The 24,201-nt window shown below is 62.3% G+C and carries 16 protein-coding genes; 8 read left to right on the plus strand and 8 right to left on the minus strand.

From position 1 onward, the window contains the following. Positions 1 to 164 precede the first annotated feature (164 nt). The 8 genes from ASF98_RS06025 to ASF98_RS25130 all read left to right on the plus strand — a co-directional run bounded on the left by ASF98_RS06025 (position 165) and on the right by ASF98_RS25130 (position 9,195). Positions 165 to 1,556, plus strand: a complete 1,392-nt coding sequence (locus ASF98_RS06025) for a peptidoglycan DD-metalloendopeptidase family protein (RefSeq protein WP_055798906.1) — start codon at positions 165 to 167, stop codon at positions 1,554 to 1,556. An 8-nt stretch (positions 1,557 to 1,564) separates the two neighbouring features. After that, positions 1,565 to 2,227, plus strand: coding sequence for a hypothetical protein (locus ASF98_RS06030; RefSeq protein WP_156372302.1), 663 nt, complete (start codon positions 1,565 to 1,567; stop codon positions 2,225 to 2,227). A gap of 687 nt (positions 2,228 to 2,914) precedes the next feature. Beyond that, on the plus strand, positions 2,915 to 3,331 hold the full coding sequence (locus tag ASF98_RS24030) for a hypothetical protein (RefSeq protein ID WP_156372303.1): 417 nt from the start codon (positions 2,915 to 2,917) through the stop codon (positions 3,329 to 3,331). Positions 3,332 to 3,359: 28 nt separating this feature from the next. Continuing rightward, positions 3,360 to 3,569: a hypothetical protein gene (locus ASF98_RS06040; protein ID WP_055798914.1), complete on the plus strand. Its 210-nt coding sequence runs from the start codon at positions 3,360 to 3,362 to the stop codon at positions 3,567 to 3,569. Beyond that, positions 3,566 to 5,659 (plus strand): type IV secretory system conjugative DNA transfer family protein, encoded by a 2,094-nt coding sequence (locus ASF98_RS06045; RefSeq protein WP_156372304.1) that lies wholly within the window; start codon positions 3,566 to 3,568, stop codon positions 5,657 to 5,659. The genes ASF98_RS06040 and ASF98_RS06045 overlap by 4 nt, the downstream gene beginning before the upstream one ends. A gap of 10 nt (positions 5,660 to 5,669) precedes the next feature. Beyond that, complete coding sequence (locus ASF98_RS06050; protein ID WP_055798920.1) at positions 5,670 to 5,957, plus strand: hypothetical protein; 288 nt, start codon at positions 5,670 to 5,672, stop codon at positions 5,955 to 5,957. Positions 5,958 to 6,739: 782 nt separating this feature from the next. Further along, positions 6,740 to 7,171, plus strand: coding sequence for a hypothetical protein (locus ASF98_RS06055; RefSeq protein ID WP_156372305.1), 432 nt, complete (start codon positions 6,740 to 6,742; stop codon positions 7,169 to 7,171). Positions 7,172 to 8,643: 1,472 nt separating this feature from the next. Further along, positions 8,644 to 9,195, plus strand: coding sequence for a helix-turn-helix domain-containing protein (locus ASF98_RS25130; RefSeq protein ID WP_442854028.1), 552 nt, complete (start codon positions 8,644 to 8,646; stop codon positions 9,193 to 9,195). A gap of 208 nt (positions 9,196 to 9,403) precedes the next feature. Here ASF98_RS25130 and ASF98_RS06065 read toward each other — a convergent pair whose 3' ends face one another. The 8 genes from ASF98_RS06065 to ASF98_RS06105 all read right to left on the minus strand — a co-directional run bounded on the left by ASF98_RS06065 (position 9,404) and on the right by ASF98_RS06105 (position 24,066). After that, complete coding sequence (locus ASF98_RS06065; protein ID WP_055798931.1) at positions 9,404 to 10,204, minus strand: hypothetical protein; 801 nt, start codon at positions 10,202 to 10,204, stop codon at positions 9,404 to 9,406. After that, on the minus strand, positions 10,201 to 11,172 hold the full coding sequence (locus ASF98_RS06070; RefSeq protein WP_235505622.1) for an ArsR/SmtB family transcription factor: 972 nt from the start codon (positions 11,170 to 11,172) through the stop codon (positions 10,201 to 10,203). Before ASF98_RS06070 ends, ASF98_RS06065 begins: the two co-directional genes overlap by 4 nt. A gap of 711 nt (positions 11,173 to 11,883) precedes the next feature. Continuing rightward, a complete protein-coding gene (locus tag ASF98_RS06075) occupies positions 11,884 to 15,135 on the minus strand; it encodes a CHAT domain-containing protein (RefSeq protein ID WP_055798937.1) in 3,252 nt (1,083 codons plus the stop codon). Next, a complete protein-coding gene (locus ASF98_RS06080; RefSeq protein WP_055798939.1) occupies positions 15,125 to 16,081 on the minus strand; it encodes a hypothetical protein in 957 nt (318 codons plus the stop codon). The genes ASF98_RS06075 and ASF98_RS06080 overlap by 11 nt, the downstream gene beginning before the upstream one ends. An 11-nt stretch (positions 16,082 to 16,092) precedes the next feature. Next, a complete protein-coding gene (locus ASF98_RS06085) occupies positions 16,093 to 16,488 on the minus strand; it encodes a hypothetical protein (protein ID WP_156372306.1) in 396 nt (131 codons plus the stop codon). Between the two features lie 773 nt (positions 16,489 to 17,261). Further along, positions 17,262 to 18,191, minus strand: coding sequence for a hypothetical protein (locus ASF98_RS24040; protein WP_156372307.1), 930 nt, complete (start codon positions 18,189 to 18,191; stop codon positions 17,262 to 17,264). Between the two features lie 427 nt (positions 18,192 to 18,618). Continuing rightward, positions 18,619 to 20,907 carry a hypothetical protein gene (locus ASF98_RS06100; protein ID WP_055798948.1) on the minus strand — a complete coding sequence of 763 codons (2,289 nt, stop codon included), beginning with the start codon at positions 20,905 to 20,907 and terminating at the stop codon, positions 18,619 to 18,621. 39 nt (positions 20,908 to 20,946) lie between these two features. Next, positions 20,947 to 24,066, minus strand: coding sequence for a hypothetical protein (locus tag ASF98_RS06105; RefSeq protein ID WP_055798951.1), 3,120 nt, complete (start codon positions 24,064 to 24,066; stop codon positions 20,947 to 20,949). Positions 24,067 to 24,201 lie beyond the last annotated feature (135 nt).

Here is a 24,201-nt window from a genome sequence, read left to right on the forward strand (position 1 = left end):
TCGCCGTAGGAGCGGCTGCGGCAGCATTCTTCCTTGTCTTCGTCCTTCTTAGCGGGGGGATGTTCTTCATGTCCGGCTCCGGTGCCGTCCTCGCTCGAGGGGGAGCTGGATCCGACTCCAAACTGTGCGTGTCTCCTGCCGTCTCAGGTGGATATGCGAATCCCTTGGTCGGCCAACTCACATCCGGCTTTGGCCCACGCCCCAACCCCTTCGGCACAGGAGTAATACCAGACGGGTTCACGGACGAATCAGAGCTCACGTTCCACGCAGGGCAGGACATCGCAGGTGTTCCGGAACGGACACCCTTCTTCGCCGCCAGCGGCGGGACTGTACGCAAGGTAAATTACGGCGGCACGGCTGGTGGTAACGGCATCATCGTCGACGCCGGTAACAACACCGAATTCTGGTACTGGCACGCGGCCGATGGCACGTCCAAAGTCAAAGCCGGGCAGACCATCAAAGCCGGTGATGAGCTCGCTGGCGTCGGTTCTACCGGCGCCTCAACCGCTCCGCACCTCCACTTCGAAATCCACGTCCAGGGCCAGCCTGTCGATCCACTCGCCTACATGAAAGAACGCGGCATCACAGTTGGCGTGGGTGGCACCTCCAACGCTCTAGGGGCATCCCGCAACGAATCCTCCGCGGCGGCCAACCAGGGAGCCCTCGCAGTCAAAGGCCCCAACGGAACAGCCATCACTTTCAGCACTGAACAGATGAGCCTGGTCGCGACAATCGTCAGCGAAGGGAAGCGAGCAGGCGTACCCACCAACGGGCTGCTCATCGCCCTCATGGTTGCCCTCCAAGAATCCGGCATCAACACCTACGCCAACGCCACGGTTCCCGACTCACTCAAATACCCGCACATCAAGGTCGGCAGTGACCACGACTCGGTCAACGCCTTCCAACAGCGGCCCGCAGCCGGCTGGGGCAGCGTCAAAGAACTGATGGACCCAATCTATGCCGCCCAGGCTTTCTACGGTGGCAAGGAAGGCCCGAACCAGGGTTCACCGCGCGGGCTCCTGGATATCCCAGGTTGGGAACAGATGAACCTCGGCGAAGCGGGCCAAAACGTCCAAGTCTCAGCATTTCCCGACGCCTATGAAAAATGGCAAAACACCGCCCAGCAACTTCTGGACTCAGCGGGCGGCGCCATCCCAGCCCAGTGCACCCCGGGTGCCGATCAGCCCATTACCGCCACCGACAACGCCGAGACCCGCAGCAAAATCATTGAGGCAGCCAAGCAAGGTGTCGGCGGATCCTATATCTGGGGTGGAACAACCTTCCACGCCTGGGATTGCTCCGGCTACGTCCAATGGATCTATAACCAAGCCGGCATCAAACTCCCCAGAGTCAGCCAGTGGACTGTCGGGATCAAAACAACCACCCCCCAGCCAGGCGACCTGGTCGTCCAACGCAGCGGCCCCGAGCATTGGGAGCACGTTGGCATCTACGCCGGCAACGGCCAAATGTACAGCGCACTTAACCCCAAGGACCGCACGCTCCTCCACACCACAACTTGGGAAAGCGACACCGAATACTTCAAGCTCCTCAAGTAAGGCACCCCATGACCAGACAGCACCTCATCACAGCATGCATCCTCATCGCCGCCATAGCTCTCGCGATGTTGGGAATATGGCTGATCCAGACTCCGCAACAGGGCACGAGTGAGTCTGCTGACCATCTGGATCGACCATCTTCCGTGCTACGTTCAGCGACTCCCTCGGCCGCGCCAAAATCCCCGGAATCACAAGGGGATGATGATGATGATCCAGACACTTTGGCAGCCCCTGATGGCGGGCTGAGCGCTACACAGGCCCGGGAGCTGGAAAGCGCAGCCAAGGCCTTTGTGACTTCCTACCACCGTCGGTCTTTTGACGACCCGGAAGCGACAACATGGCTGGCCGACGCCACCGAATACTGCACGCCAGAGATGGCTCACGAACTGAAGACGAAATTCTCCAGCGACGGGGGACTCCAGTGGAGCCGGTTCGTCGAGGGACGATCCACGACAGCGGCAAGCATCCGGCGCACGACACCTTCGCATACCAAGCACGTTGCAAAGGGACAGGCCACGTTGATCGTTGACTACACCGTTTCGACCCGAAGCGAAGATCCGATGGTAGCCGCGTCGGACACCACCTTTGTCAGAACCGTAGACCTCGTCAGAACCGACGACCAGTGGAAAGTGTCGGCCATAGCCAACCTCTCAGGCGAGCCCACGGCTTAGCGGCATCGAATCCTGCCGCCCTAGAAGCGGTGCCCCTGCGAGATTCGGAGCACCCGGCTCGGCCCATTGGAAAGCGGCCCACAATCGTGTGCGTCCGCAACTGGTTCGATCCGCCGGAAATGGTAAGGCCAGCCACATGATTACCGAAGCTGAGGCGGGAAGCCATAAAGCCATAAACCCTGAAGGAAGCCAGGCACCACGTAGGGCCGTAATCCCTGAAGGAAACCAGGCAGTGAGAGCTGAAGGAAGGAAAGATGTTCGTCCTATTGGAAGACCAGATGGGGGGATCAACAGTCTGGATCACTTCTCTAGATTCGGGGTCTCGAGTTTTATCCTCGCCCATACGACTCCGTCCTACAGTCGAGGATAAAACTTGGGACCAAATGGAATCGGCGGATTTCGAAACAACGAAATACCGCTTGAGTTGCAATCCGGCACCACGCATCACCTACCCCTTGTACACGTGCAACCGCGAATACAAGGGGACCCATGGGATCAGTGGAACTGCTAGACCATCGGCGAAGTACGCCCAGCATCAAACATCTGGCACCAGGCGCCGGCAGCCAGTGGACGCTAACGCGGAGTGAACTCACGCGGGCCCTGGAGCTGGGGCCAAGCCTTGTGGATCGTCTGGAGGACGCCGGCTATATCGCAAGGGGACATACCGCCCTTGCTCAAATCCGGTGGATGCTTACGGCTCCCAAGGTCAGCTGCCAGGGTCGGCTTCCTCTGGCCCAGACACCTGCCCGTGCGCTGCCCGATGCCCAGCAGCTCGATGACAACCGCTGGGCATCTCAATACTTTGGCCCGTGGCCCAATCGTGGTCTTCCCTATGACGAACTCAGCACCGGCCGGATCCTCGCCGTTGGAACAGGAACGTTCATCACTGGAGCTTTGCGGATCCATGAACTGACCCCCTGCCCGGAGTCAACGCTCTTTCTCAATGCAGCTGCCATTGCAAGGCTGCGTCCGCCTCAGGCCTCCGAGATCGAACCGACCATCACTATCGATCCAGACGAACCCGAACACGTCCGAGCTTGGCTCAAGGAGCTGATCGGCAGCAGATACACGCCCAGGCGCGGCGGATCCCTCGCCCTCATCTAGCCGGCAACCAGCGACAGGACAAATCCTCATGACCAATGCCCCCACCAAATCCCAGACCCAGCACCCCTGCAGCTTCGTCTCGGGAACACAGGCTCGCCCGGCCCTCTGGAACCCTGCCAGGGAAGGGAACCTCAAGATCAGGTCATCAACCGGACAGGCGGCCTTCGCCGATGACGTCAACTACCCGGTCCGACTCCAGGCTGTTTCCCCGACCGTAGCTTTCCGGGACAAGCGATGACGTCAACGTTCATGCGCACTCAAAGCACCGAACCACCGGGGACACAGCTGTCCAGGCCTTCGAACCCGTGGAGCATGGTCATTCTCGCCTGCGCCGTTCTTGGCGTCATCGGCTCCTGCCTGCTTTGGATTCAGGAGAGCACTCTCCCCGCCATCTTTGCCGGCACTGCCAGCGGGCTCGGGACGGCCGCAGCAGCCATCGCCTCGGCAAGACACGCCCGTCGGCAGCTCATCATAGATAACGCCGTCGAAGCACTCGCGCCGCTCCTCGGCGTCAGGAATGTAGCCCGGAGCCTGGTCACGGCCGCCAGATGGAGGGGAGGATTCACCGGATACCCTCAAATGGTCTCCATCCGCTACGGACGGACCATCAACGACCATGATGGCGTCTGGCGTGCGAAAGTCGTCGACACCGCGGCCCGAAACTTTGACGGCACATACAAGGTCGATGTCCACGACCGCCGCCGCAAGCACCTGAAGCTCCGACTCGACGTAGAGGAGATGAAGAAGGAGTCCGCAAAAACCGCTGAAGGCCTCAGGGCCCAGAACGTGATCCAGGATCTGCTGGGCAAAGACACCAAGGTGGACACCACCGAAGACGCAGACGGCATCAAGTCCATCGAGGTCACCGGCATACCCAGCGCAAAGCTTTCCATCGGCTCCCGGCGTTCCGGGGTCGAACGGGTCATCGCTGCCAGTATGCCCGGCCGCCTCAAAGCCAACTGGGATCTCGAACATGACCGAGTCGAGTTCCAACGCCGGAAACCGCTGCCCACCATGATCAGGCCACCACAGGAACACTCGCCGATCGCACTCGATCACGAAGTCTACAAAGACTTCAAAGTCCCCCTTGCTATGGCAGAAGAAGAAGAACTCCTTGAATGGTGGGTTGCAGTCCAGGCCCACCTCATGGTCGTTGGCGGCACCGGATCCGGAAAGACCGTACTCCTCCACGGAGCCACCCAACGCGTCACCCAAGCCGGCTGGCGCACCTGGGTTATCGACGGCAAACGCATCGAGTTCATTGGCTTCCGCGGCTGGCCAAATGTGGAGATCGTCGCCGCGAGAATCGAACACCAAGTACGGGCTGTCCTCGCAGCCCACGAGCTCATGGAGGAGCGATACAGCCGCGTCGAAGTTGGCGAGGCCAGCCTTGCCGACTTCGAGCCGCTGCTGCTCGTCATCGACGAACTCACCACCTTCCTCAAACGAGCCGAACGTTGGTGGAAAAAGGTCAAGCCAAAGGGCGCTCCGGTCAAACCACCGGTGCTCGAACTTATCGCTGATATCGCCCGTCTGGGACGCTCCGCCAAAATCCACATGATCGTCGGGCTCCAGCGTCCGGACGTCGAATTCGTCGGAGGTGAAATGCGCGACAACTTCGGAGCCCGTGTCTCTATGGGCCGGCTCTCACCCCAGGGCGCGATGATGATGTGGGACTCCGCCGCCATCGGCGTTTCAATCCCGCGGACGGCCAGAGGCCGGGCCATCTGCCTTAACGGCCAATCCCGGCCTGTCGAAGCGCAGACTTTTTTCGCCCCCAACCCGGATCCCAACTCACCAGGCTATGACCAGGATTTCGTCAACTCAGTTCGGCCCAAGGCCACGCTGTACTTCAGGAAGATGATCGAGGTTCTAGAAGCCAAAGAAGACATCGATGGGGAAACCATCCCATTGACCTTCGATGACTACGCCGCCGCCGAAATCATTGAATACGACGCCGAGTACGAAAAGCTCCATGCCCGCATCCCTGACAACGATCGTAAGAACCCGGGCCTGAGCACCAAGGCGCTCCCGCCATCAGAGGCGCCCGCCGAGACGGAAGACTCTACGGAATCTGATCCCGAGGATCCCTTCCAGGGATATCAGCCAGAATCCTATGCCGGCCCTGAAGATCTGACTGCAGGTGATCTGATCCTGGTCGACGAGAATCTCGGCCAATGGGGAGTCGTGGAGTCCGTTGAACCCGATTTCAGGGACGACGCCGCGCTCACCGTTGACTACAGGGACTTCGAGTCCGGCGAGCCGGAAACAATCACCCTCAGTTCCGGTTCATCCCTGACGACACGACGTCCATCCACCATCGACTAAGAAGCAGAGTATGAGCAACAACGGAGGCGGCGACGAGCTGACACCGGACCAAATGGCACTGGCGGCGATCGCTTTCCTTGCAGTGTCTATGGGCCTTATCCCGTTCGGAACCATGTTTGATCCGGTCAAGGCATGGTTAATGGAAAGCCACGTGCTGGTCCCGGCTGCCCAGGCAATGGTCGAACTCCCTGGAACGGGGGCAGGCTTCGATCTACCCCGCCTAGCCATAGCCACAGCCGCGGCCGTCGGCATACTGGCCTGCGTGGTCTTCATCGTCCGCCGAAAAGGCGCTGAGTAGGCGATCAACAAGGGGGACGTACCACGGGCTTCGGGAACCATCAGTGGTTTCCGAGGCCCTTCCCTTTTATCGCCGGCAGCTGGTCATGGCAATTCCCGCCCGGTGCATACCTACACCTTGTGATGACCCGCGGACCATGGGCGAGGTGGAGGGAGAAAGTCGATGTGCCGAGCGAAGGCGGCCGGAGACCGTCGTTGCCCGGGCTGCACCGGGGCGGCGGCAAGGAATGCGCACAATGCAAGGCGACGGGAAAACCGGGCCGCAAAGAAGCAGATCATTGCCTGGGCACGTGATCAACCGGCCCAACAGGAATTCGTAGGCTTCCTCAACGGACTCCCTCCGGGAAAGGTGCAGGAGTGGGCGAGGCAGCAAGGAGCGCCGGCTGATGTACTCCGGCCAGCTGATCGTCAGCCGTTCAATGGCGAATCGGTCCGCCTGCAGCTGACACCAGAGGATCAATCCTGGGCCAGCCCTGAACTGATGCGAAGGATTGAAGCCATGCAGGATCTGCAAGGAGGCCATCCTCCTGAATGCGGATCTCACCAGAACAACGCGGTTGGACGGGCACAGCGACGGATCCGCCTACTACGCCATGGACGGGCCCGTAAATGAGACAGGGATCGCCTGCTTCACGAACGGCAATATCGGATTTCACAAGACCTTCGCCGGCCTGGACAATGAATGCGCTGGGACTCGTCAATCTGCTATTTGGAATTCCCGCGAGGCGACACGCCCCCCACTTAATAGGTTAAAAGGGAGACCGCTGCGGGTAGATTCGGGTCATGGAGCAGAAACGAATGAAACGAGAGCGGGGCACCGGCATCGGAAACAAGCCTTTCCTCGTTTACATAGACGGCGCTGCCAAGCATAAGACAGACCGAATGGCCGACGCAGCCCAAGTCACTCTTTCCAGGATGATCGAAGCAATCATCGATCACATGCCTGAAACCATTGCTCCCGGCACGTTCGGAGATCCTGCCAAATATAGAACCAAGGACCACTCAGGGGATGCAATCCTCACAGGATTGATTTCCCCGTCCCGTAAAGCCAAGCTCAAGCGCTTGGGCAAACTGAACGGTGGATCCACATCCATGGCGCAGGTCATGAACGAGTTCATCTCTCAGACCCGAATTGACCCTTATGGGCTACCGGACTGGTGGATTGATCCCGCATCTCCGATCTATCAGGAGGCTCTGCCCATCACCGGAACTTAAAGAGTGAGGGCGCCGGATCCGCCAAGATCCTACGCCCTCTAAGTATTTGGTTAGCTGTACCGCCAAGCGGCTAGCCCACCTTGTGAACTGAATCGGCGCCAACCGTTCAGATCCAAATCTTCAACACCACCCAGGTGCATTTTCAAGAACAAACCCACTAGGGGGCTTCGTCATGCCCTCACGAACTACCGTAAGGAGATGTTTTGAGTATAAGCGGACTTCGGCCGCTTAAAGAAGCACCCACGCGGGAGACATGCGATTCGGGCGTGTCGCCGGAAGATTATGCGTGGGCGCTTCTGGCCCCGGCCCTCGCTGGCCGAAACCGCGTCCGCGTCTCCCGCGATCGTGGAAAAAACTATCCCGCCCGCGCGGAACGGGACCTGCCTACCCGTCGCCCCAGTGCCCCAGCAGCTGTAATGGTCTATTCACTCACAGGCATGGCGTCAACCATTTTTCTCGACCTCGACACCGGCGCAGGCGGCGTAGACACGGTCAGCCGTGAAGCGGAGGGCCTCCGCTCATGGCTCAGTCAGCACGGCGCACAGTGGGTTGAGGACATCTCGCCAAGTGGCGGACGACACTTGTACGTCCCGCTGGTCGAGGAGATCCCCTTCCATGAAGCCCGCGACTTTGTGGAAGCTTTGGCCCTCCGATTCCCTTCTTTGGATCCCTCCCCACACAGGTCAGTAGCCTCGGGCTGCTGCAGGGTTCCCGGGAGCACTCATCGCTCCGGTGGAGTCCAACAACTCACCCACGTCATCGGCGAAGCCTTCCAGGCCGTGTCGGAAAGGAATCCCCGTTCCATCTGGGCGGCCCTTTGGAAAGATATCGCGGATCTGCGTGCCATCCGGCGGGACGAGGTTGCCGGTGCTGAGAGTTCGCCGATGGATCCAGAACAGACCGCGGGTCTTTCCGCACGCGTGTTGCGCATCGCCAGGGACGGAATCTATGACCCGTCCCGTTACCGCACCCCCTCTGAAGCGCGAATGGCGGTCGTCGCCGGCGCCACGCGCGCCGGACTCACGGTCGCTGACATCCAGCAGAAGATGCTCAGTGGGGCGTGGCCGGCACTTGCTGGACTGTATGCGAAGTACACACCCCAGAGCAGAGCTACTACCCTCGCAAAAGAGTGGAGCAGGGCACGTCAGTTAGTAGGCGAGGAACCTCTCAAACCCGGCAGTCAGATGACGTTGAGGAGCGTCCATAGATCAGACACAAGCAGAATAAAGTCACAGGGGGGAGCCACCGAAAACAGTGCCTTCCTGAAGGCCTGGTCAGAAGTACGCGCTCAAATGGAGTTGCGCTTCCAAGGTCTCAGGGAAGGTCTGGGGTTGCGGATGATGCTGAGGGCCCTCGAGGAGGCCTCAGCAAAGACAGGGGCCCGTGAATTGAGTTTTGGTGTGCGAGCCCTGGCGCTGGCCACTGGCACTCATCAGTCGACGGCCGCAGCGCAGCTTCAGACGTTGGCGGCCATGGATGGTGCCCTAATCCGAAAAACGGCCGCAGCCCGGGGTCGGGAAGCGGACACGTATCAGCTGATCCTCCCTGAGCAACAACCCGTGAGATCACGGCCACGCCATAGAGTTCACGCGGTTCGCCCTGCGTTTCGCGAACTAGGGCTTCCTGCGGCTTTTGTATACGAGTCGTTGGAACAGGCACGAGAGGCCCTCCGTGTACCCGAAATCATCGGCGCTACAGGGATTGGCAGGTCAACGGTTCATGAAGCTCTTGAGACTTTGGCGTCCTGGGGTCTGGCAAGGTGGACCGTCGAAGGCTGGGTTCTTGGCACCGCGAGTCTTAAGACATGCGCAGAACTTTTGGGGGTTATCGAAACTGTCATGCAGCAGCAGGGCCTCTACACCCGGCAGCGGAGGATCTGGCATGCCTGGCTGGAGAACAGGCAGCCTCCCGGAAGAATCGTTCTTCCTGACGAGACCTACCCCTATTGGCTGTTCGAACCGCCCGCAGACACCGGCCCGCCGTGCGATCTGGACATCGCCTGGGCATGGCCCGTACCTAGATAAGGCGGTAAGTCATGCCATAACCAGAGTGGGAAGCCGAACCATACGAGGGACAGACCCGATACTGGCCGCATCAGCGGACGCCGGTGGTATTCGGCGGTTAGGGCTCCCAAGCTTCCCGATCAGCGGCCCATCGAGCCTTCCTCGACGCCAGGAAGCGGGCCCGGAGCGTGATCATGCTTGCTCAGACGTCTGCGCCGCCGTCCGGCGGTTACTTGGGCGGCGCCGGGATATGTTCGCGGATCAGGGCGGCCAGCCTGGCCGGGGATGATAGGCCATTCAGGGGCTTGATCCGGCCGCGGCCGGACAGATCAACAAGCTGATGCAAGACCCTCGCGGCGTCTAGTCGCTGCCCCTTGGCGGCCAGACGTTCGTCGCTGTACCCCCAGTTCGTCAGCGAATCCTTATGCAGTTGGACGATCTCCAACAGAGAGGAGATGTCGGCGAGGTCCTTGTCGGCCGTGCGTGACTTCCATGCCAGGGACTTGAGGATCAAGGCTGCTTCAACGTCCGGCACCGGGACAGTGAAGACCAGATCTTCCTTGTCGCCGCGAAGCAGGACCTTCACGTCGACCAGAAGAGGCGTGGCGTTCAAGGCGAACCCGAGACCGGGAATTGCGTCGAAGCCGCGGCCGTTTACCTCTGTCGGCCTTCTCATTGGTCTGCCTATACCGTGATGGGGGATCAGCAGGTCCACTTCGATGAGAGCTCCGTCCTCGTTCGTACGGATGTAATGGTTGCCATTGGTCGTCTCGTACCCGCGCTCCAGAAGCTGGTTGTGGAGGTTCTGGCCTGCCGCAACTGCTTCTCTGATGCCCGCGTCCGCGTCGGCGGTGCTCCGCTCCGTTGCCCCCGGGGTTGGGTACGCGTGGATGAGCATCTGGACCATGTGACCGCCGACGATCCGGTAGTCCGTGACGGGGATCCCCTCGGACGCGGCGGCGACGTCGGCCAGTGCGCGGTAACCCAGGTCGGCGGCATTGGACATGGAGATGACGTTGATGGCCGTCATCGGGCGGACCCTGCGACGATGGCTTCACGGAGGTGCTCGGCGGCCTCGTCGCTGTCAACGGCGTCACCGGCCAGGACGTCGCGGAGGGTCACGATCGGGTCGGCCAATGGGAGGCTGCCGTGGGAGTGCACCAGCAATGCCGTCGCCCACAGCGTGGGGTCCTCCGGCACAGTGGTGATAAGAGTGGCCTCTTCTTTGCTGGCCGGACTGAACCCGGCGTCGGTGAAGTCCACGGCTTCGCGCAGGTAAAGATGGACACTGTCCGGCAGCCGCCAGGGGGCGTAGATGTCGGCGGCCGCGTCGCCGGAGACCAACGGCGATGCTCCTATTTCCTTGGCGAACTCTGCTGCCGTCTCCGCCTGTTCGGCCGGGGACTTCAGGCTATACCAGTATGAGGAGACACCGCGGGGGCCCGGGTAGTGCTCTGTCAGCCAAGAAACAATGGCGGAAACATCGTGGGCCTTCCAGCCTGACTGGTCGCGGTCGACGAATGAGGTGAGCACCTTCAGATGCTTGTTCACGGCCGGCTGGCTGATCCCGACGACGGTCGCCAGCTCCTGCTGGGTCCATGGGCCGTCTGCGAGGGCGAACGCACGGAGCAGAGCCCAGCGGCCCCAGGGTGTGCGTCCGTGGGTTTTCTCAGCAGGGGGAGCGGGTTTCGGGCGCGGTTCCAAACGCTGAACACCGCCGATCGTGACTGAGGCCGGCGCGACGGTGATGAGGTCCACTTTGTCCAGGGCCGCCGCGTCGGAGAGCGCCGGCGTAGGTCTCGACGTGACGATGAGCGTCCGGACTTTGCGTTCGAGGATAGCCTCGAGTTTGCTTGGCGTCGGGGGAGTGTCGGTAATCTGTACCTTTACCTCCACGATGCTGCTGTCGGGCAGAGTCAAGGAGAGTGCGTCAAGGTTGCCACCGGAGATTCGGACATCTGCCGCGCGCAACAGCAGCATGGCCTGTGACAGGATCATCTCCTGTTCCATCGTCGGGATCTTTCTTTAGACCTAACCGGGTTATGTGTCAAATAACCTTAGCCGCAAAATGCCAACTTTAGTTATAACCGTTCAAGAAAGCTCTAATGTAGAGCATATGGGGCAACGGTAATACGGTCCGACACAGCGACGTTCTTGTTCTTCCAAAGACCGGTAGCCGCTGCTGGCGATTGCCGAATAGTGGGCGAATACGTCGGCGGGGGCCAACTGGCCAGCAATCCCAATACGGGCTTCGGTTACTACGCTCAGGATCTGATCAGGGAACTACGCGGGCAAAAAGATGGATCGGCCTTGTACTACAGTCGCGTTGATGGGGTGTGTCCGCGGGCTTTGTGATGACAGTATCGTGCATGCTGCTGATTTTCTGCCGCCAGATTGAATGACCACCTTGACCTCGCATCCGTCTGGCATCTTTACGCGGTTGTTCACGATCCGTTCGTGCTTGCCGCCGTTGAAGAACGTCGCATGACGGTTTTAGCGTTGTGTGTACGAAAGGTGGTCTACTCCGTGCATCCGAAACGGCCAATGGATCACCTTCTGCATGCTGCGCGGATCACACGGGTCGGGTGGTTCATGGTTCCGATCGCCGTTACCATTCGACACATTCTGTTCATCGCCGTTCCGCCGGACCGGGCGGACCGCGTTGGCCCACAGTGGTGGCGGCAGATCCTGATGTTCCGTGCAGTCGTTCTACAGTCCGACGCAGACGAAACCAGCCCAGTGCTCCGGTCCTGAGAAAGGGCGCCCGCCTGCCCAGAGGCGTCGTGCTAGAGCACTTTGCCCCTCGGGTGTGGTCATGAGTGAGGGTGCCAGTGCGATTAGCTCGTCATTCGTGGCGTCACGCAGCTGGCACTGGGCACGGCGCAGCGCGACGGCCGGCTCCACACCATGATCGCGCCAGGCGGAGTAGAAGAAACGCATGAGCAGCGCCGTGCTTTGGGCCGGCACAGCCCACAGAGAGCCCAGTGCTGCTGTGGCTCCAGCCTGCAGGAGGCTGGATGGAAGGCTGACTGCCTCGTCGGGCAGGTCGGTGCCGCTCATCGCTGTCTCGCACGCGGCGAGCACAACCATCCGTGATCGGACGTCTGCTTCCAGGACGTCCCTTATTGTCAGCGCACCGTCGGCCAGGTGCAGGGCGCTGTCCAGTGGCCGGTCGGGCTGGGCTAGGCCGTGGCAGTCCAGATGCACCACTCCGGGTGCGGACAATGCATGGAGGGTGTCGGCGGTCGTGGCCAGTTCGGGAGCGGCCAGGACCGGGAGCAGGTCCGCGAGTGCCGAGATGTGCTCCGCGACGTCCCCGCCCAGATCAGGGCCGACGAGCAGCCGCACGCTCCGGGGAAGGTCGTCGGGTGGCGGTATGGAGAGGGCACGGGCGCTTGGTGTGTAGCGCAGGCAGAACCGGTCGCAGAGGTAGCGTCTGCCCAGGGCTGTTGCCTCGTCCGGTGCCCAGGCTGCGTGTAAGGGGAGCAGGCCGAGCTGTCCCACAGGCACGATGGTAAGAGAGGTATCCTGGTCGGCCGTCAGTTCTGCTGCCAGCGGCTCGAGGATCTCCCATTCCCAGCGGCAGACCGCATCCAGGGTGGCAAGCCAGGCTCGGCGATCTTCCGCCCGCCGGCTATGGGTGGTCAGGAGTGCTGTGACGTGTTCACGGACTGCGTCCTTGGTCAACCGGGGCAGGTCGATTACCTGTATGCCGTCCTTGGATGATTGCAGGGCTGCGCCGCCCCAGGGCGAGGCGAGTAAATACGTCAGGGACGTGATGTCCGCGCTCGGGGCCGTCTCCGGTTGCCTCAGGAAGTCTTCGAAGCCTGGAACCTGCCGTACCTGGACGAGCAGGTCGTTCAGGTGGGCGTAGGCGTCCGTGACGCCGGTCGGGCGGCTGGACTGTGGCCGTGATGCCCTGATGGCTGTGCCTTCCGGGCGTGAACCGGCCAGAGTGACCTGTGTGGCATTTCCTTGCTCTGCCCGCCGCGCAGTGACGATGGCGGCTTCCAACTGTCGGCGCAGGTCATCACGGCCGGCAGCCGTGAGCCTGGGCAGTTGCAGTCGGGTGAGTTCAACTGACTCGGCGAGCAGGACGGCGATTCCCCGCTCGATTACCGTGATGGCGAGCTGCGGTTGGCCCAGTCTGGCTTTGACAAATCCGGCCCGGGCCGCGAGACCTTGCGCCGGGCGAAGCCAGGACTCCTTCTCCCCGCGGAGCAGCTGGGCGCTCAGCAGCATGTCGACCGCGTCGGTGGCCCGGTCGTAGGCCCTGTCTGCCTCCGCCCAGTCCCCGGTCCCGGCAGCCCACTCACCGGCGTTAACGGCGGCCTGCAGCACCGCTTCGGGGCCTATCTGGGCCACCAGCGGGGAGGTCAGCACGCTTCGGTAGGCCGCGGCCGCCCGAGCGCCCGCCTCCAGGTTCTGGGTGCGCTGCGATTTGTCGGACAGTGCGTTGCCAAGGTTGATCTGCGCACGTGCGTGCTCCAGCGTGCCGGGGGCCGAGCTCTGTACCGCGAGGGAGGCCCATTCGGCAGCCTCGTCGATGAGCGTGTCCTCGTCGGTCTCGACGCCGAGCTGGGCGAGGACGGCTGCCAGGTTGTTCATCACGCCTGCCCGCTCAGGTGTGTCCGGAGTGAGCAAGTCCAGGGCTTGGACGTATAAAGTCCGAGCGCTCCTCAGGTCCTCGGCGTTGACGGCAGCGTCATGCCGGGAACGCAGGGAGTTCGCCAAGCTTGTCAGGAGTGCCGGCCGGTCGATAGCGTCCGTCACGGGAGCGGACAACGCCTGCTCGTGCAGCCGGATCGCCTCGTTCAGATCGTCGGCTCTCCCGTATCGGATGTGCCGGGTGCGCAGGGCGACGGCAAGGTTGTGGCACCTCCCGGCCCATCCGGAGTCATTCCGTGCCGTGGCGGCCACAGCGTCCTGGCCGGCCTCGACTGCGCGGTCGAGATCGCGGAGCGCTCCTGTGCGCTCGTAACGGTCCAGAAGCATGCCGCTGAGGTTCCCGAGAAGTCCGGGCCGGTTTTCGGGCGCGGTGTTTGGCTCCCCGAGGAGTCTGTCCATGAGGTTGATAGCCCGGGTCAGTTCGTCATGGTTCTCCTTCCCGAGCGCCTGCTGCCACAATGCCTGGGCCAGGTTGGCGAGAAGCCGGACCCGGTCGGGGTGCGATCTGGCCGCGTCGGCCGCGGCTTCCGACAATTCCACCGCAGCGTCCATGTCGGCGCTGTCCCCCTTAGCCTCGAAGCGCCGTTGCAACGCCGCAGCCGCGTGGTCGGCATATGCCGGCCAGTCCCTAAATTGGGGGTCGGCGAGCTCCGTCAGATGCCGCAGATGCAGCACGGCCCGGTCCAGGTCGGATGCGTCTTTGCTCCACGTGTAGCGATCCAGCAGGGCACGGCCAAGCTGATGAAGATCCGCATAGCCGTCCTCATCGGCTGCCTCAGATGCTCCGGCTGGCGGCTCTAGAAGATCGACAGCTTCGTCAAGATGGACGGGCTCATTCACCGCGGCAGCCAACTGCCGGAGAGCCTGGGCCAGGTGCGGCCGGATTGCAGGTCCGTAGTGGGCTGCATTTGGGTGGCTGAGCGCACGGCGAAATGCCTCGATTGCTGCGGCGATGTCATCGCCGTCGCCGTAGAGTTCGAACCGTGTCTGCAATGCCAAGCCAAGGTTATGGTGATATGCCGGCCCGTGTTCATCATTGGTTGGAAGCACATCGGCCGCTGCCCCAAAGATCCGTACGGCAGCGTCGGCGTCCTCGCGTTCCTCGTGAGACCAGAAACGTTCCAGGTGCGCGGAACCTGCCCGAAGCAGTAACCCGGCGCGCTCCTGCTTCGCAACCTGCGGGAACAGAGGGTGCGCAAGGACGTCGTCCCAGGCAGCAGCGGCAAGGTCACCCCCGGCGCTTTGTGCGACGGCTACAGCTTCGGCGAGCGATCTCAGTCTCTTAGGTCCCATTATGTGGTTCCTGCCGTTTGGGCGACGCGTCGGTGAAGCGAGGCTCGGGTCCTCCGAGACCACGCCACAGGTAGGTCGTCAGGAGGCGCCCTTGTTCCCGCTCATGATCCGGGTCACGGGGAAGCGGCCAACGAAGCGCCTCGTACAACTGCCGGCGGTACAGGTCAAACAACGCTTCGACCTGATCGGCGTAGACCTGCGCACGGCTGGGCACCCAGATGAACAGGGCGGAGGCGCTCACCGCGAGCCCGATCGGCAATGACCACCACGTCAACGGCGTAAATACGAGGAAGAGAAGGCCCCAGCAGACCGCGCCCACCGAGCTGTCTAAGGCAGCCCTGGCCGCGCCTACCTCTTTGCGCGATGTTTCCGGCATGACCTGCCACAGATGCGGCCACACGGTGACAGCATCCAGCCCGTATTTGTCCTCAGGCCGGCGTTCCGCTGCGCGCAGCGTGTTGCCCACACTGGTGGGCAGATACGGCGGACGGGCCGGCCGTCGGCGCATCTCTTCGTCGAGACGGGCGTGCTCTTTGACCTCGTCCTCCGACACCCTGCCCTCGTGGCTCTTCCGTTCCAGCTCCGAGAAGCGGGTCACCGAGTTCTTCATCCGCTCCTCAACCTTGCTGGCAAAGAGACGGGCCAACGGACGCATCACCCGGGGCCAGTAGCCCTCAATCAGACGCAGTGCTGGTGCCGTGGCACGCGCGACGACCACCCCGCTGGCTCCAATTCCGAGGAGTCCCAGGAAGAGCATCATGAGTTGCCCGAACACCGACAGTGACTCCATCCAGCGTGTCAGTTCTGAGAGCGCCATGACCCAGTCGTCGGCGCCAGCAAGCCATGCCAGTGCGCCGCCAAACCAGAAAACGAGGGCAGGTACGGAGACCGTGAGCCACCGGTCAGCGAGCTTGCCGCCCATCGCTTCCCAGAACTTAGTCAGCATTACCTCCAGCCTCAGCCAGGCACGAGGACCACCGCGTGGTCCACACACTGGGGAATCTGCACGCCGACGAAGGGCCGAAACCAGACCCAGTTGCCGTCCACAGGGCACACATAACGCTGGGCGTCGGGAGGAACGCCTCGGCCCGCCAGTGCCTGATACGCCAACTCCGTGACAGGCTGTAGCTCCGGGGGTAGATGTTCGTCATTCTGGAGCACCTGTGCAACCCAGGCATGGACAGCCGGTGACCGGGTCAGCACTGAGTAGAGCTCATCCTCGACGTCCTGTCCTTCGATCGCGCGATCAAGCAAGATGCGCAGCTGCCCGTCGTAGACACTCGCCTTGTCGCCGACTAGCTCGGGCAGGTAGGACCGGACTATTCGGGCCACATCAACGACTTTCTCGTCCATCCCCGGCCTCCTCGTGGGCAACAATACGCCCGCTACAGCCTGCATGGGAACACCCACGGTCATGCTCAACGAGGCCGCTGCCAGGGATAAAAGTTGGTCCGTCACCCCTGACACGGCCATCCGGGACTCATGGTGCGTCTGACTGATCCATGAAGCACTATCTGGAGCAGCTGGGGCACGGTCTCAGGGCGCGCCGGATCACCGGGCATTCAGGCCGCGGGGTTCGGGTGACCACCCAGCTGCCCTGACGTCGAAGTCGAAGGACAAGTTTGCTGTGTGGGATGAGTACTTCCGGGATTTCGCCGTTGAGTTTCTTCGATGTAGCCGGCATCTTGGACCCGGGCGTTGTGCGCGGTCGGTACGAGCCTTGACGCGGACTGACCTCCGGAGTGCCATTGCGCCCTCGCAGCTTCACCGCGATTTTGGCCCTCGTCTCCTCGGGGTGGCGCCTCGGGAATGTACTTGCTGGGCACATAGTTCACCCCCTGACCGAACAGGAGGCATCAAGAGCCAGTCGAGGGTCTGAAACTCGGCTTGACGCGGCAAAGGAACTCCTAGGTACCTGTTTGCAACGCGTCCCCGATACGACCTCGCGTCTGCCGGGTGCCTACCCCCCCCATGGTTTCTCCAGCCTGGACGGCTTTCGCGGAAGGTCCTCTGCGCTGGTGTGTCTTCTCCACTCGAACTCCGGCCTCGGCGCGGAGCAACCTCCGGGAACATCGAACCACGGGATTTAGAAGTGGCGCACAACTACTCCCTGGAGATTGGCATTGCTAACCAGCAACCACCTTGGACACAGCCATCGATAGGGAAACAACTGCACCGATCAACCAAGCGCTCAGCACTAGGGCGTATACGACGAACAACCCGAAATCATGCTCGATGGGCCACAGGCTCCTACTTCTGCGCATGTAGGGGCCCCGTTCGACCCCGAAGAGCGCTTCGAGGGACCGGGCCCGGCTGATGAGATCGTCGTAGAGCTGGGAGTTGCGCACGTCGTAAATTCGAATGCCGAGAGTGACGCCGAAGCCGAAGATTGAGGCTAGGAAGACGAGGAGAGGGGATGCGTCCCGCACTGGTTGCGTCAGGAGAATGGTGAGAGCCAGACCACTGACCGTAGGGACGATTGTCAGGAGTCTGAAACGGACATCTGTTAATAGTCGGATCTGGCTGCCGAGCTCTGAATAGACGGCCGCGGGCATGTCTCCAAGGGCCGGGCCTAAAGCCGCCGCGGCTTCTGTCGTAAACACATTCTTCCCACTGGGCTGGGCTAGGCGCTCATCACCGAGCCTGAGACGTAGGATGCTGGACTGCCAGCCCGGCGAATCCGTTGGCGGATAAATTTCCTGTTTTATGAATGGCTCGACCACGCGTGAATGACCTTTGGCAAGCAGGAACCATTTGGGGCTGTAGGCAGGAGCACACCCCTCCTTGCCTGCATCTTGGTGAGACTGCTTCCACGAACCATGTACAGGATTCTGATGTGGCAGGATTTTCACATCGACATGACCTTTAAGCTTCGGGAGGTCAAACGCTGTGGGTTGGGTCGTGCCATCGGCGACTATTTGGACACACCACGACTGAAGCAGAGGATGGTCTTCGGCCCCCAATAATGCTATTTCCCCCTTGTCGGGAACACCGATCATGCGTCGCAAATGGTAAATGAAGGGGAAAATGAGGCGGATTATCTGAAACGGTGCCATGGGATCAGCCTGCTCCTCGCGCCGCGGGAAAAGCAATCGAAGACTCGTTGCTCGAATTATCCTGACCAGTACCGATTAGCATGGACGGGACAACCTTCTGTCAGTAATAGTCGAAAACGGAGCCGTTTGCGGGGTTGAAATTTCAACGGCAAAGCTCTGATCAGTGAGGCGTGCTCGTAGCGTGAGGAGACGACTGGAAGGTTCCCTACGGCCTGTTCCAACGGGGCGCCTCCGATCTCATCGACGATGAAAAGCCCGTAACGCCGCAGCCGAACCCGTCCCTGCGGCAGTCTCCCGCTCTGGACTGGGAACCCTGGATAGTGACCCCCCAAAGGAGAGCCGGGCGCCCCTGTCATATGGCCGTCGCGAAAACCCTTTGCCACAATTGGGCGGCTTGAAGCCCCAGCAGGCCGCATCGCCCAGCGTTTTACGGGTATCTATACTTCGACACCTCGGCCTCGAGCCGCAGGTACCGCTCCTCGAGCTCCTCAAGCTTCGATTGCCGTGGCTTGGCCGCCGGCGGGGCCGCGGGCCGCACGGACTGCTTGACCAGCCGCGCGAGTTCGGGAAGGTCAGAGAAGGCGGGGATCTGCTGTTTCTCGCCGAACATGGCCAGGGCGCGCCTTTCCCAGCCGCCGCTCGACGGCGGGAACCGGATGAGGTGGTGCAGCACCTCATCCCACGACAGCAGGCGTCCCGCGACCGGCGCACCCACCTGCTGCAGCATGATCGTGAACACCGACGAGGAGGCAACGCTGGCGAGCACCCGCGCATCGTTGAAGAACGGCACGGACGTCAGGGTGTCCTTCGACATCAGCGAGTGGGAACCGACGATCTCGCTGAAGGCGCCGTTGTCGGACTCCTGGCCATGCACCGAGTCCGGGCGCTTGTTCAGCGCCTCGGTCGCTGCGTCGCCCGCGTCGAGGAGCTCCTGCAGCTGGACGGCGAACTGCATCAGAAAACCACCGCACCCGGGTGCGTCCGTCGGGAGTTGCTCGGCCTTGCGGTCGATCTCGAATGCGGCGACCATCGCCTTTTTGCCGCGTTCGTTCAGGTGGCCGCGCGCGGCAAGGTACCGAACGAACTGCTCGTAGTTGTTCTCCGTGCGGCCGTCCTTCGCCTTGTGGGGCTCCAGGGCTGCTGCGTGGCGCTTGGTCTGGAGTTCGACCTCCGTCTCCTTCACAGTGCGGGGAGGGCGGGCCGATCCCGGAGTGAGCGGCCAGTTCTCTGGCGCCACGTTGGCGGCCAGCCGCTGCCGCTCGTTCTCGCTCAGCAGTGTGAGGATCAGCGGCACCCACTCCCGGAGTTCGCGCTCGACACCGGCCACCACCAACGGCCGCCCCAGCTTGCCGAGCCCTTCGAGAATCTCAAGCCCGCGCTGCTCGAGCACGCTCGTCACCCACGCCGGCAACTCGCCGGGCTCACCGGCGGCCTTGTGCTCGAGATTCTCAAGGGCGTGCAGCAGGGTGTGGGAGGTGTCCTGCGACGACGGGAACGCCGGGTAGGCGTGCCGAAGACTCGGGATGGACATCCTGGTGCTGCTCAACCGGCCAGCGCTCTGCGTCTTAGTGCCTGAGTCGTACGCCGGAAAGCGGAGGCGACGATAGAGACGGCGCTTCAGCCTGAGCCGCTCGGTCGCATCGGCAGCGACGAACTCCGGACGGCGCTTGGCAACACCTGAGACAAACCGCTTCAGGAATTCCTCGTCGCTCTCTTCCGCAAGCTGCTCGGGCCGGAAGCTGCGCAGCTCGAGCAACTCGACGACATTGGAATGGAAGAACCAGTCCTCGACGCCGTGCAGTAGCTTGCCCATCCGCACCAGCAGCCGCTGTCGCCCTGCCTGGTCGTCACGCTTGAGCGCCCGCCAGTCCCGCTCGACCGTGGCCAGCGCCTCTGCCAGGTAGGCCACGTAGTACACGTCGACCGCGTTCATCACACCTATGTCGCCGTCGCGCAGGTTCGCTTGGCGACGGCCGGGGCCGTACATGTTGGGGTGGGACGGCCGCTTGCTCGCGTCCCAGATGTACGGCGGCTGGTCGGTGTGCTCGTGGGGATAGTACTGCGTGAAGAACTCGTTGAACACCTCCTCCACCCGCGACTCGGGGATCGGGTTGACCTTCCCCCAGTTGCCGTCGGTGCGCTTCTGCACGTCCTGGGCGAAGAGAAAGTGGGTGGTGCCCTCGATAAAGAGGCGAAAGAAATCGCCGAGGTAACCGTAGTGCTTCACGTCCCGCCGTGCCTGCGCGCCCGGCGTCTTGTCCAGCGAGGTGCGCTCGATCGGGGTCCCGAGGAGAGTATCGATCCAGGTGTCTGCACCGGCCAGGTCGGCGTACGTGTCCGAGGGCAGAGCCGCCAGGATCCCGCCCAAAGCGGCCAGCCCAAAAGCAGCTCCCTCGGCGACGTCCTCCGCGGTGCCCGACAACAGCTCCTTGACGACCTGCGAGCCCGCGAGCGCGGCGCCGGCCACGAGCGCCGAGATTCCCCGGAGCAGTTGTGTTTTGTCTCTGGTGGTCGGGATGACGAAATCGCGCCAGATCCGTTGTTTGGCAAAGATGTATGTGACAGGGTCGCGGAACTGGGAGACATCTGTGAGGTAGTTGCCCAGCTCGAGGTAGGTCATGTCGTCCGCTGTGAGCCCGGCGCCGTTGAGTAGTTGTGGCGGGACGGCGTCCTTGGTGAACAGGAAGATGTCGCGGTGCCGTGAGATGTCACCCATCGCTGGTCTGGGCTCCGATCGTGGTCCGTGTGGTTCCTGTCATGCCCCGCCGGCCTCTACCCACTCGCCGGCTGCGTTTTGATCCCACCGGGGTAGTGCGTCGTCGGTTCGGAGTTTGACGAGGTTGGTCGGTACGCGGACCGTCCAGGGGGCGCCCTGTGGCACTTCGTCACCTGGCCGGGTGAGGCGCTCGGCGATCTCGTCGGCGATCGGCAGGTAGAGCGGGTTGGAGATGGTTGGCAGCGGACCGCCGTTCCAGATCTCGCCGAATGTGAGGAAGTGGTCGATAGCGCCCTCGAACCCGCGCCGGGCGGGTACCGTTGCTCGACAGAACCCGGCCTGCAGGAAGTCGGTGAAGGCGGGGTCGGGGTCGTCATAGCCGAGCCGTTCGTCCCACTGGTCCTTGCTGCCCCAGAAGTAAGGGTAGGTGACCCAGGACATGTGCTCCCATTCGAAGGCCTGCTCGAAGAAGCGGACGTAGGCGCCCTCGGCGGCCGCCTCGGCGACGTCGATCTGCGGCAGTCCGTTGACCGGTGAATCCACCACCGCATCGAACAGGTCGAAGTGTTGGTCGGTGAGGATGCTGAGGCAGTTTTTCTGGAGCTCGCGGCGGATGATTACCTGGTTTTTCGCGGGGTTGCGGCCGCGGATGGCGACCCCGGCCTGCAGCTTTAGTTGCGCGAGTTTCTCTTCGTAGTCCGATACTTGGGCTCTGTGGGCTGTGCGGAGTTTGGCATATGTCTCCAGCCGCCACTTCTCGAGGGCTCGGTCGGTGCGCTGACATTTCACCTCGATGGCGACGGCGACCTGCGAGACGTGGAAACTGTCGATCGCGAGTGGGATCGAGTCGCGCTCGTCGTCGAGGGTGGTTGTCCAGAGCCATTGGCCGTTACCCATCCGTTGGGTGCGCCGCCCGAGTACGACGTCGACACTCATGTCGGACTCCCATGTGTTAGAGACCCGGCCGACGCTGCCGAACACCGCGCGGTAGCCGTCGTCGATGGTGATCTGGCCGGAGTGGTTGTAGTTAGTCTTGCTGTCGCCGCCGCCGCCTTTGAAGTCGGCTGACTTCGTGCGGTAGAGCTCTGGCGGCGGGGCGACGTCGGTCGCTCCGCACACTTTGACCCAGTACGCGTAGTTGCTCTCGGTGATCTGGCTGGGCGTCAGGTTGAAGTCCGGGGGTTTGGTGAGGGTCAGCGCACTGTTGTGGCTCTGGTCGAGTGCGGCGATGAGAAACGCTCCGGGTTCCGGGACCATGAAATCGAACATCACCCGCAGGCCGTAGTTGAACATCTGGGCCTGATAAACCTTGTTCACCCATTGGTAGACGCCGGAGATATGGCCGGTGCCGCCCGTGTTGTTCAGTTCGTGGACGTTTTTTTCGATCGTCTCGGTCAGAGTGCGCACTGTAGTGCGCTGAAGCATCCGCTCGGCGATCTTACGCGAACTCCGCTCGGTGACGTCTTGCGAGAAGGTGCTGGCCGCCTTCGTTGCCTCCTCTTTGGACCGCGAGAACGACCCCTCCGCGCTCGCCGCGAACTCGACGGTCGGGCCGTAGCTTCCGGAGATGTTCAGACCGGCTTTGAGGGCGACGTCCTCTTTGATGGTGTCGTTGGTCTCGCGGGTCATCTCGAAGCGGTCGGTGGTCTCTAGTTCGTGTTCCTCGCTCGTGCTGTTTTCGGTCTCGGTGAGCGTGATGATCTCGCTCTCCTCGCGGCGGGTGTGCTCACGCGACTTGAGCTCGCCTTTGAGCACGTTCTCGATGTGTGCGACGTCGACTGCCTCGTACCCTGTGAGCTGCTGCTTGACCAGGAGGAGGTCGGCGATGCCGGCCGGTGCGACGACGCCTTTGGTTTGTGGCACGCTGCCGGTCATCGGTAGCGGCGGGAAGCCTAGTAGGCCGCCGGTGCCTAACGCGCCCCAACCGGCAGTGATCGGCGTGGAGACCGCGATCAAGGCGTCGCCAACGCGCATGAACGAGCGTTTTTCGGGATGCCCGGCGACCGCCTCGAGCTCGCCGACCGTGGTCGCGAGATCGCCTTGGAGCTGGTGCGTGATTTTGTCGAGCGGTGTGGTGGTGAGGTCGATGCCGCGGTCCTTGAGCACGGACTGGGTTGTCCTCGAGAGGAGGGCATCCGCCGTCGGTTTGAGTACGAACCCGATCTCGGAGAGGCCGACCGGCTTAAAGCTGGCCCGCGCGGGCAGGACGACGTCTGGTGCCTGAACGAGGGTCTGGGCCAGCTCGGCGAAGGGTGTGTCGAACCGCAGGAATTCGGCCCCCGCGGCTGTTTCTGGGTCGGAGCCCTCCCGCAGAACTCGTTCGGGTCCGGGCTCGGTGTTTAGGTGCTGCTCGCGGAGGAGCCGGGTGTATGTGGCGGCACTGCTGACTGCGTTCGTTAGCCTCGTGACGTCTGGAGAGGTGGTGGCGTCGCTCGCGACGACCTCGGAGGTGCGGAAGTGGGTGGAGGCCAAGGACGCCAGCTCGGTCACGGCACCACGGAGTGTCTCATGCTCGGTGAGCAGCTCGCTGATCCGCTGCTGCCGCTGCTCAATAAGCTTTTGGCGCTGTTTCTGTAGCTCCTTCTGGGCATCTCGAGTGGATAGTCGGGAGTTCAGCTCTAGCTCGACGGGCAGGCGGAGTGATCGGCGCCGGCGTCGCTCCGCCGAACCTGGCTTGTGCCCGGCCACCGCGTCGACGATCAGCTCGGCGGTCCGCAGCTGGCGGGCCAGTCCCTCGATCGGGCTGCCGTGTAACTGCTGGAGCGCCTTGATTGCGATCAAGGTGTCGCGGAGTCGGCGCACGGTTTCTCGGTAGGGCCCTGTGTTCACGACGTCGGCTGCGGGACTACCGAAGACATCCTGGACTACCGTTCGAATCTTTTGCCACGAAACGGTTCCCTTCGCCTCAAGGGCGTCGAGGCGCTCTGCTAGCTCGTTGAGCTGTGGGCCGAGCGGGGCTTCGTCGACGCTGTGGACGAAACCCTCGGAGGCGGCGAACTGGGCAGACGCGGCTTCGATGGCCTGCCTGCCTTCGCCGGACGCGACCGCGGCACGCAGCGCATCCTGGTAATCGGACTCCTGGTCTAGTGGTATTGATGGCTGCTCCGGGTCCTGACTCACGGCCGGCCGCACGAGCATCAAACGAAACAGGTTCTCCACTTGCTTACCTATCTTTGAGGACTTGTCCTGGTCGGGGCGACCGAGTCTCGTTAGGGAGGAGGACGCCATGGACGCTGAAGGACGGAAAAGGCTGATTTTTAGACAAGAGGCATCTTGACTAGGATGTCTTGGCGT

The organism is Arthrobacter sp. Leaf337 (genome assembly GCF_001423745.1).
Classification (GTDB): Bacteria; Actinomycetota; Actinomycetes; order Actinomycetales; family Micrococcaceae; genus Arthrobacter.

What these genes read in the sequence shown, in the direction of transcription:
- ASF98_RS06030 (WP_156372302.1), top strand. Translation starts at nt 1,565, where the DNA reads ATGACCAGACAGCACCTCATCACAGCATGCATCCTCATCGCCGCCATA.
- ASF98_RS24030 (WP_156372303.1), top strand. Translation starts at nt 2,915, where the DNA reads ATGCTTACGGCTCCCAAGGTCAGCTGCCAGGGTCGGCTTCCTCTGGCC.
- ASF98_RS06040 (WP_055798914.1), top strand. Translation starts at nt 3,360, where the DNA reads ATGACCAATGCCCCCACCAAATCCCAGACCCAGCACCCCTGCAGCTTC.
- ASF98_RS06045 (WP_156372304.1), top strand. Translation starts at nt 3,566, where the DNA reads ATGACGTCAACGTTCATGCGCACTCAAAGCACCGAACCACCGGGGACA.
- ASF98_RS06050 (WP_055798920.1), top strand. Translation starts at nt 5,670, where the DNA reads ATGAGCAACAACGGAGGCGGCGACGAGCTGACACCGGACCAAATGGCA.
- ASF98_RS06055 (WP_156372305.1), top strand. Translation starts at nt 6,740, where the DNA reads ATGGAGCAGAAACGAATGAAACGAGAGCGGGGCACCGGCATCGGAAAC.
- ASF98_RS25130 (WP_442854028.1), top strand. Translation starts at nt 8,644, where the DNA reads ATGGATGGTGCCCTAATCCGAAAAACGGCCGCAGCCCGGGGTCGGGAA.
- ASF98_RS06065 (WP_055798931.1), bottom strand. Translation starts at nt 10,204, where the DNA reads ATGACGGCCATCAACGTCATCTCCATGTCCAATGCCGCCGACCTGGGT.
- ASF98_RS06070 (WP_235505622.1), bottom strand. Translation starts at nt 11,172, where the DNA reads ATGATCCTGTCACAGGCCATGCTGCTGTTGCGCGCGGCAGATGTCCGA.
- ASF98_RS06075 (WP_055798937.1), bottom strand. Translation starts at nt 15,135, where the DNA reads ATGGGACCTAAGAGACTGAGATCGCTCGCCGAAGCTGTAGCCGTCGCA.
- ASF98_RS06080 (WP_055798939.1), bottom strand. Translation starts at nt 16,081, where the DNA reads ATGCTGACTAAGTTCTGGGAAGCGATGGGCGGCAAGCTCGCTGACCGG.
- ASF98_RS06085 (WP_156372306.1), bottom strand. Translation starts at nt 16,488, where the DNA reads ATGGACGAGAAAGTCGTTGATGTGGCCCGAATAGTCCGGTCCTACCTG.
- ASF98_RS24040 (WP_156372307.1), bottom strand. Translation starts at nt 18,191, where the DNA reads ATGGCACCGTTTCAGATAATCCGCCTCATTTTCCCCTTCATTTACCAT.
- ASF98_RS06100 (WP_055798948.1), bottom strand. Translation starts at nt 20,907, where the DNA reads ATGGGTGACATCTCACGGCACCGCGACATCTTCCTGTTCACCAAGGAC.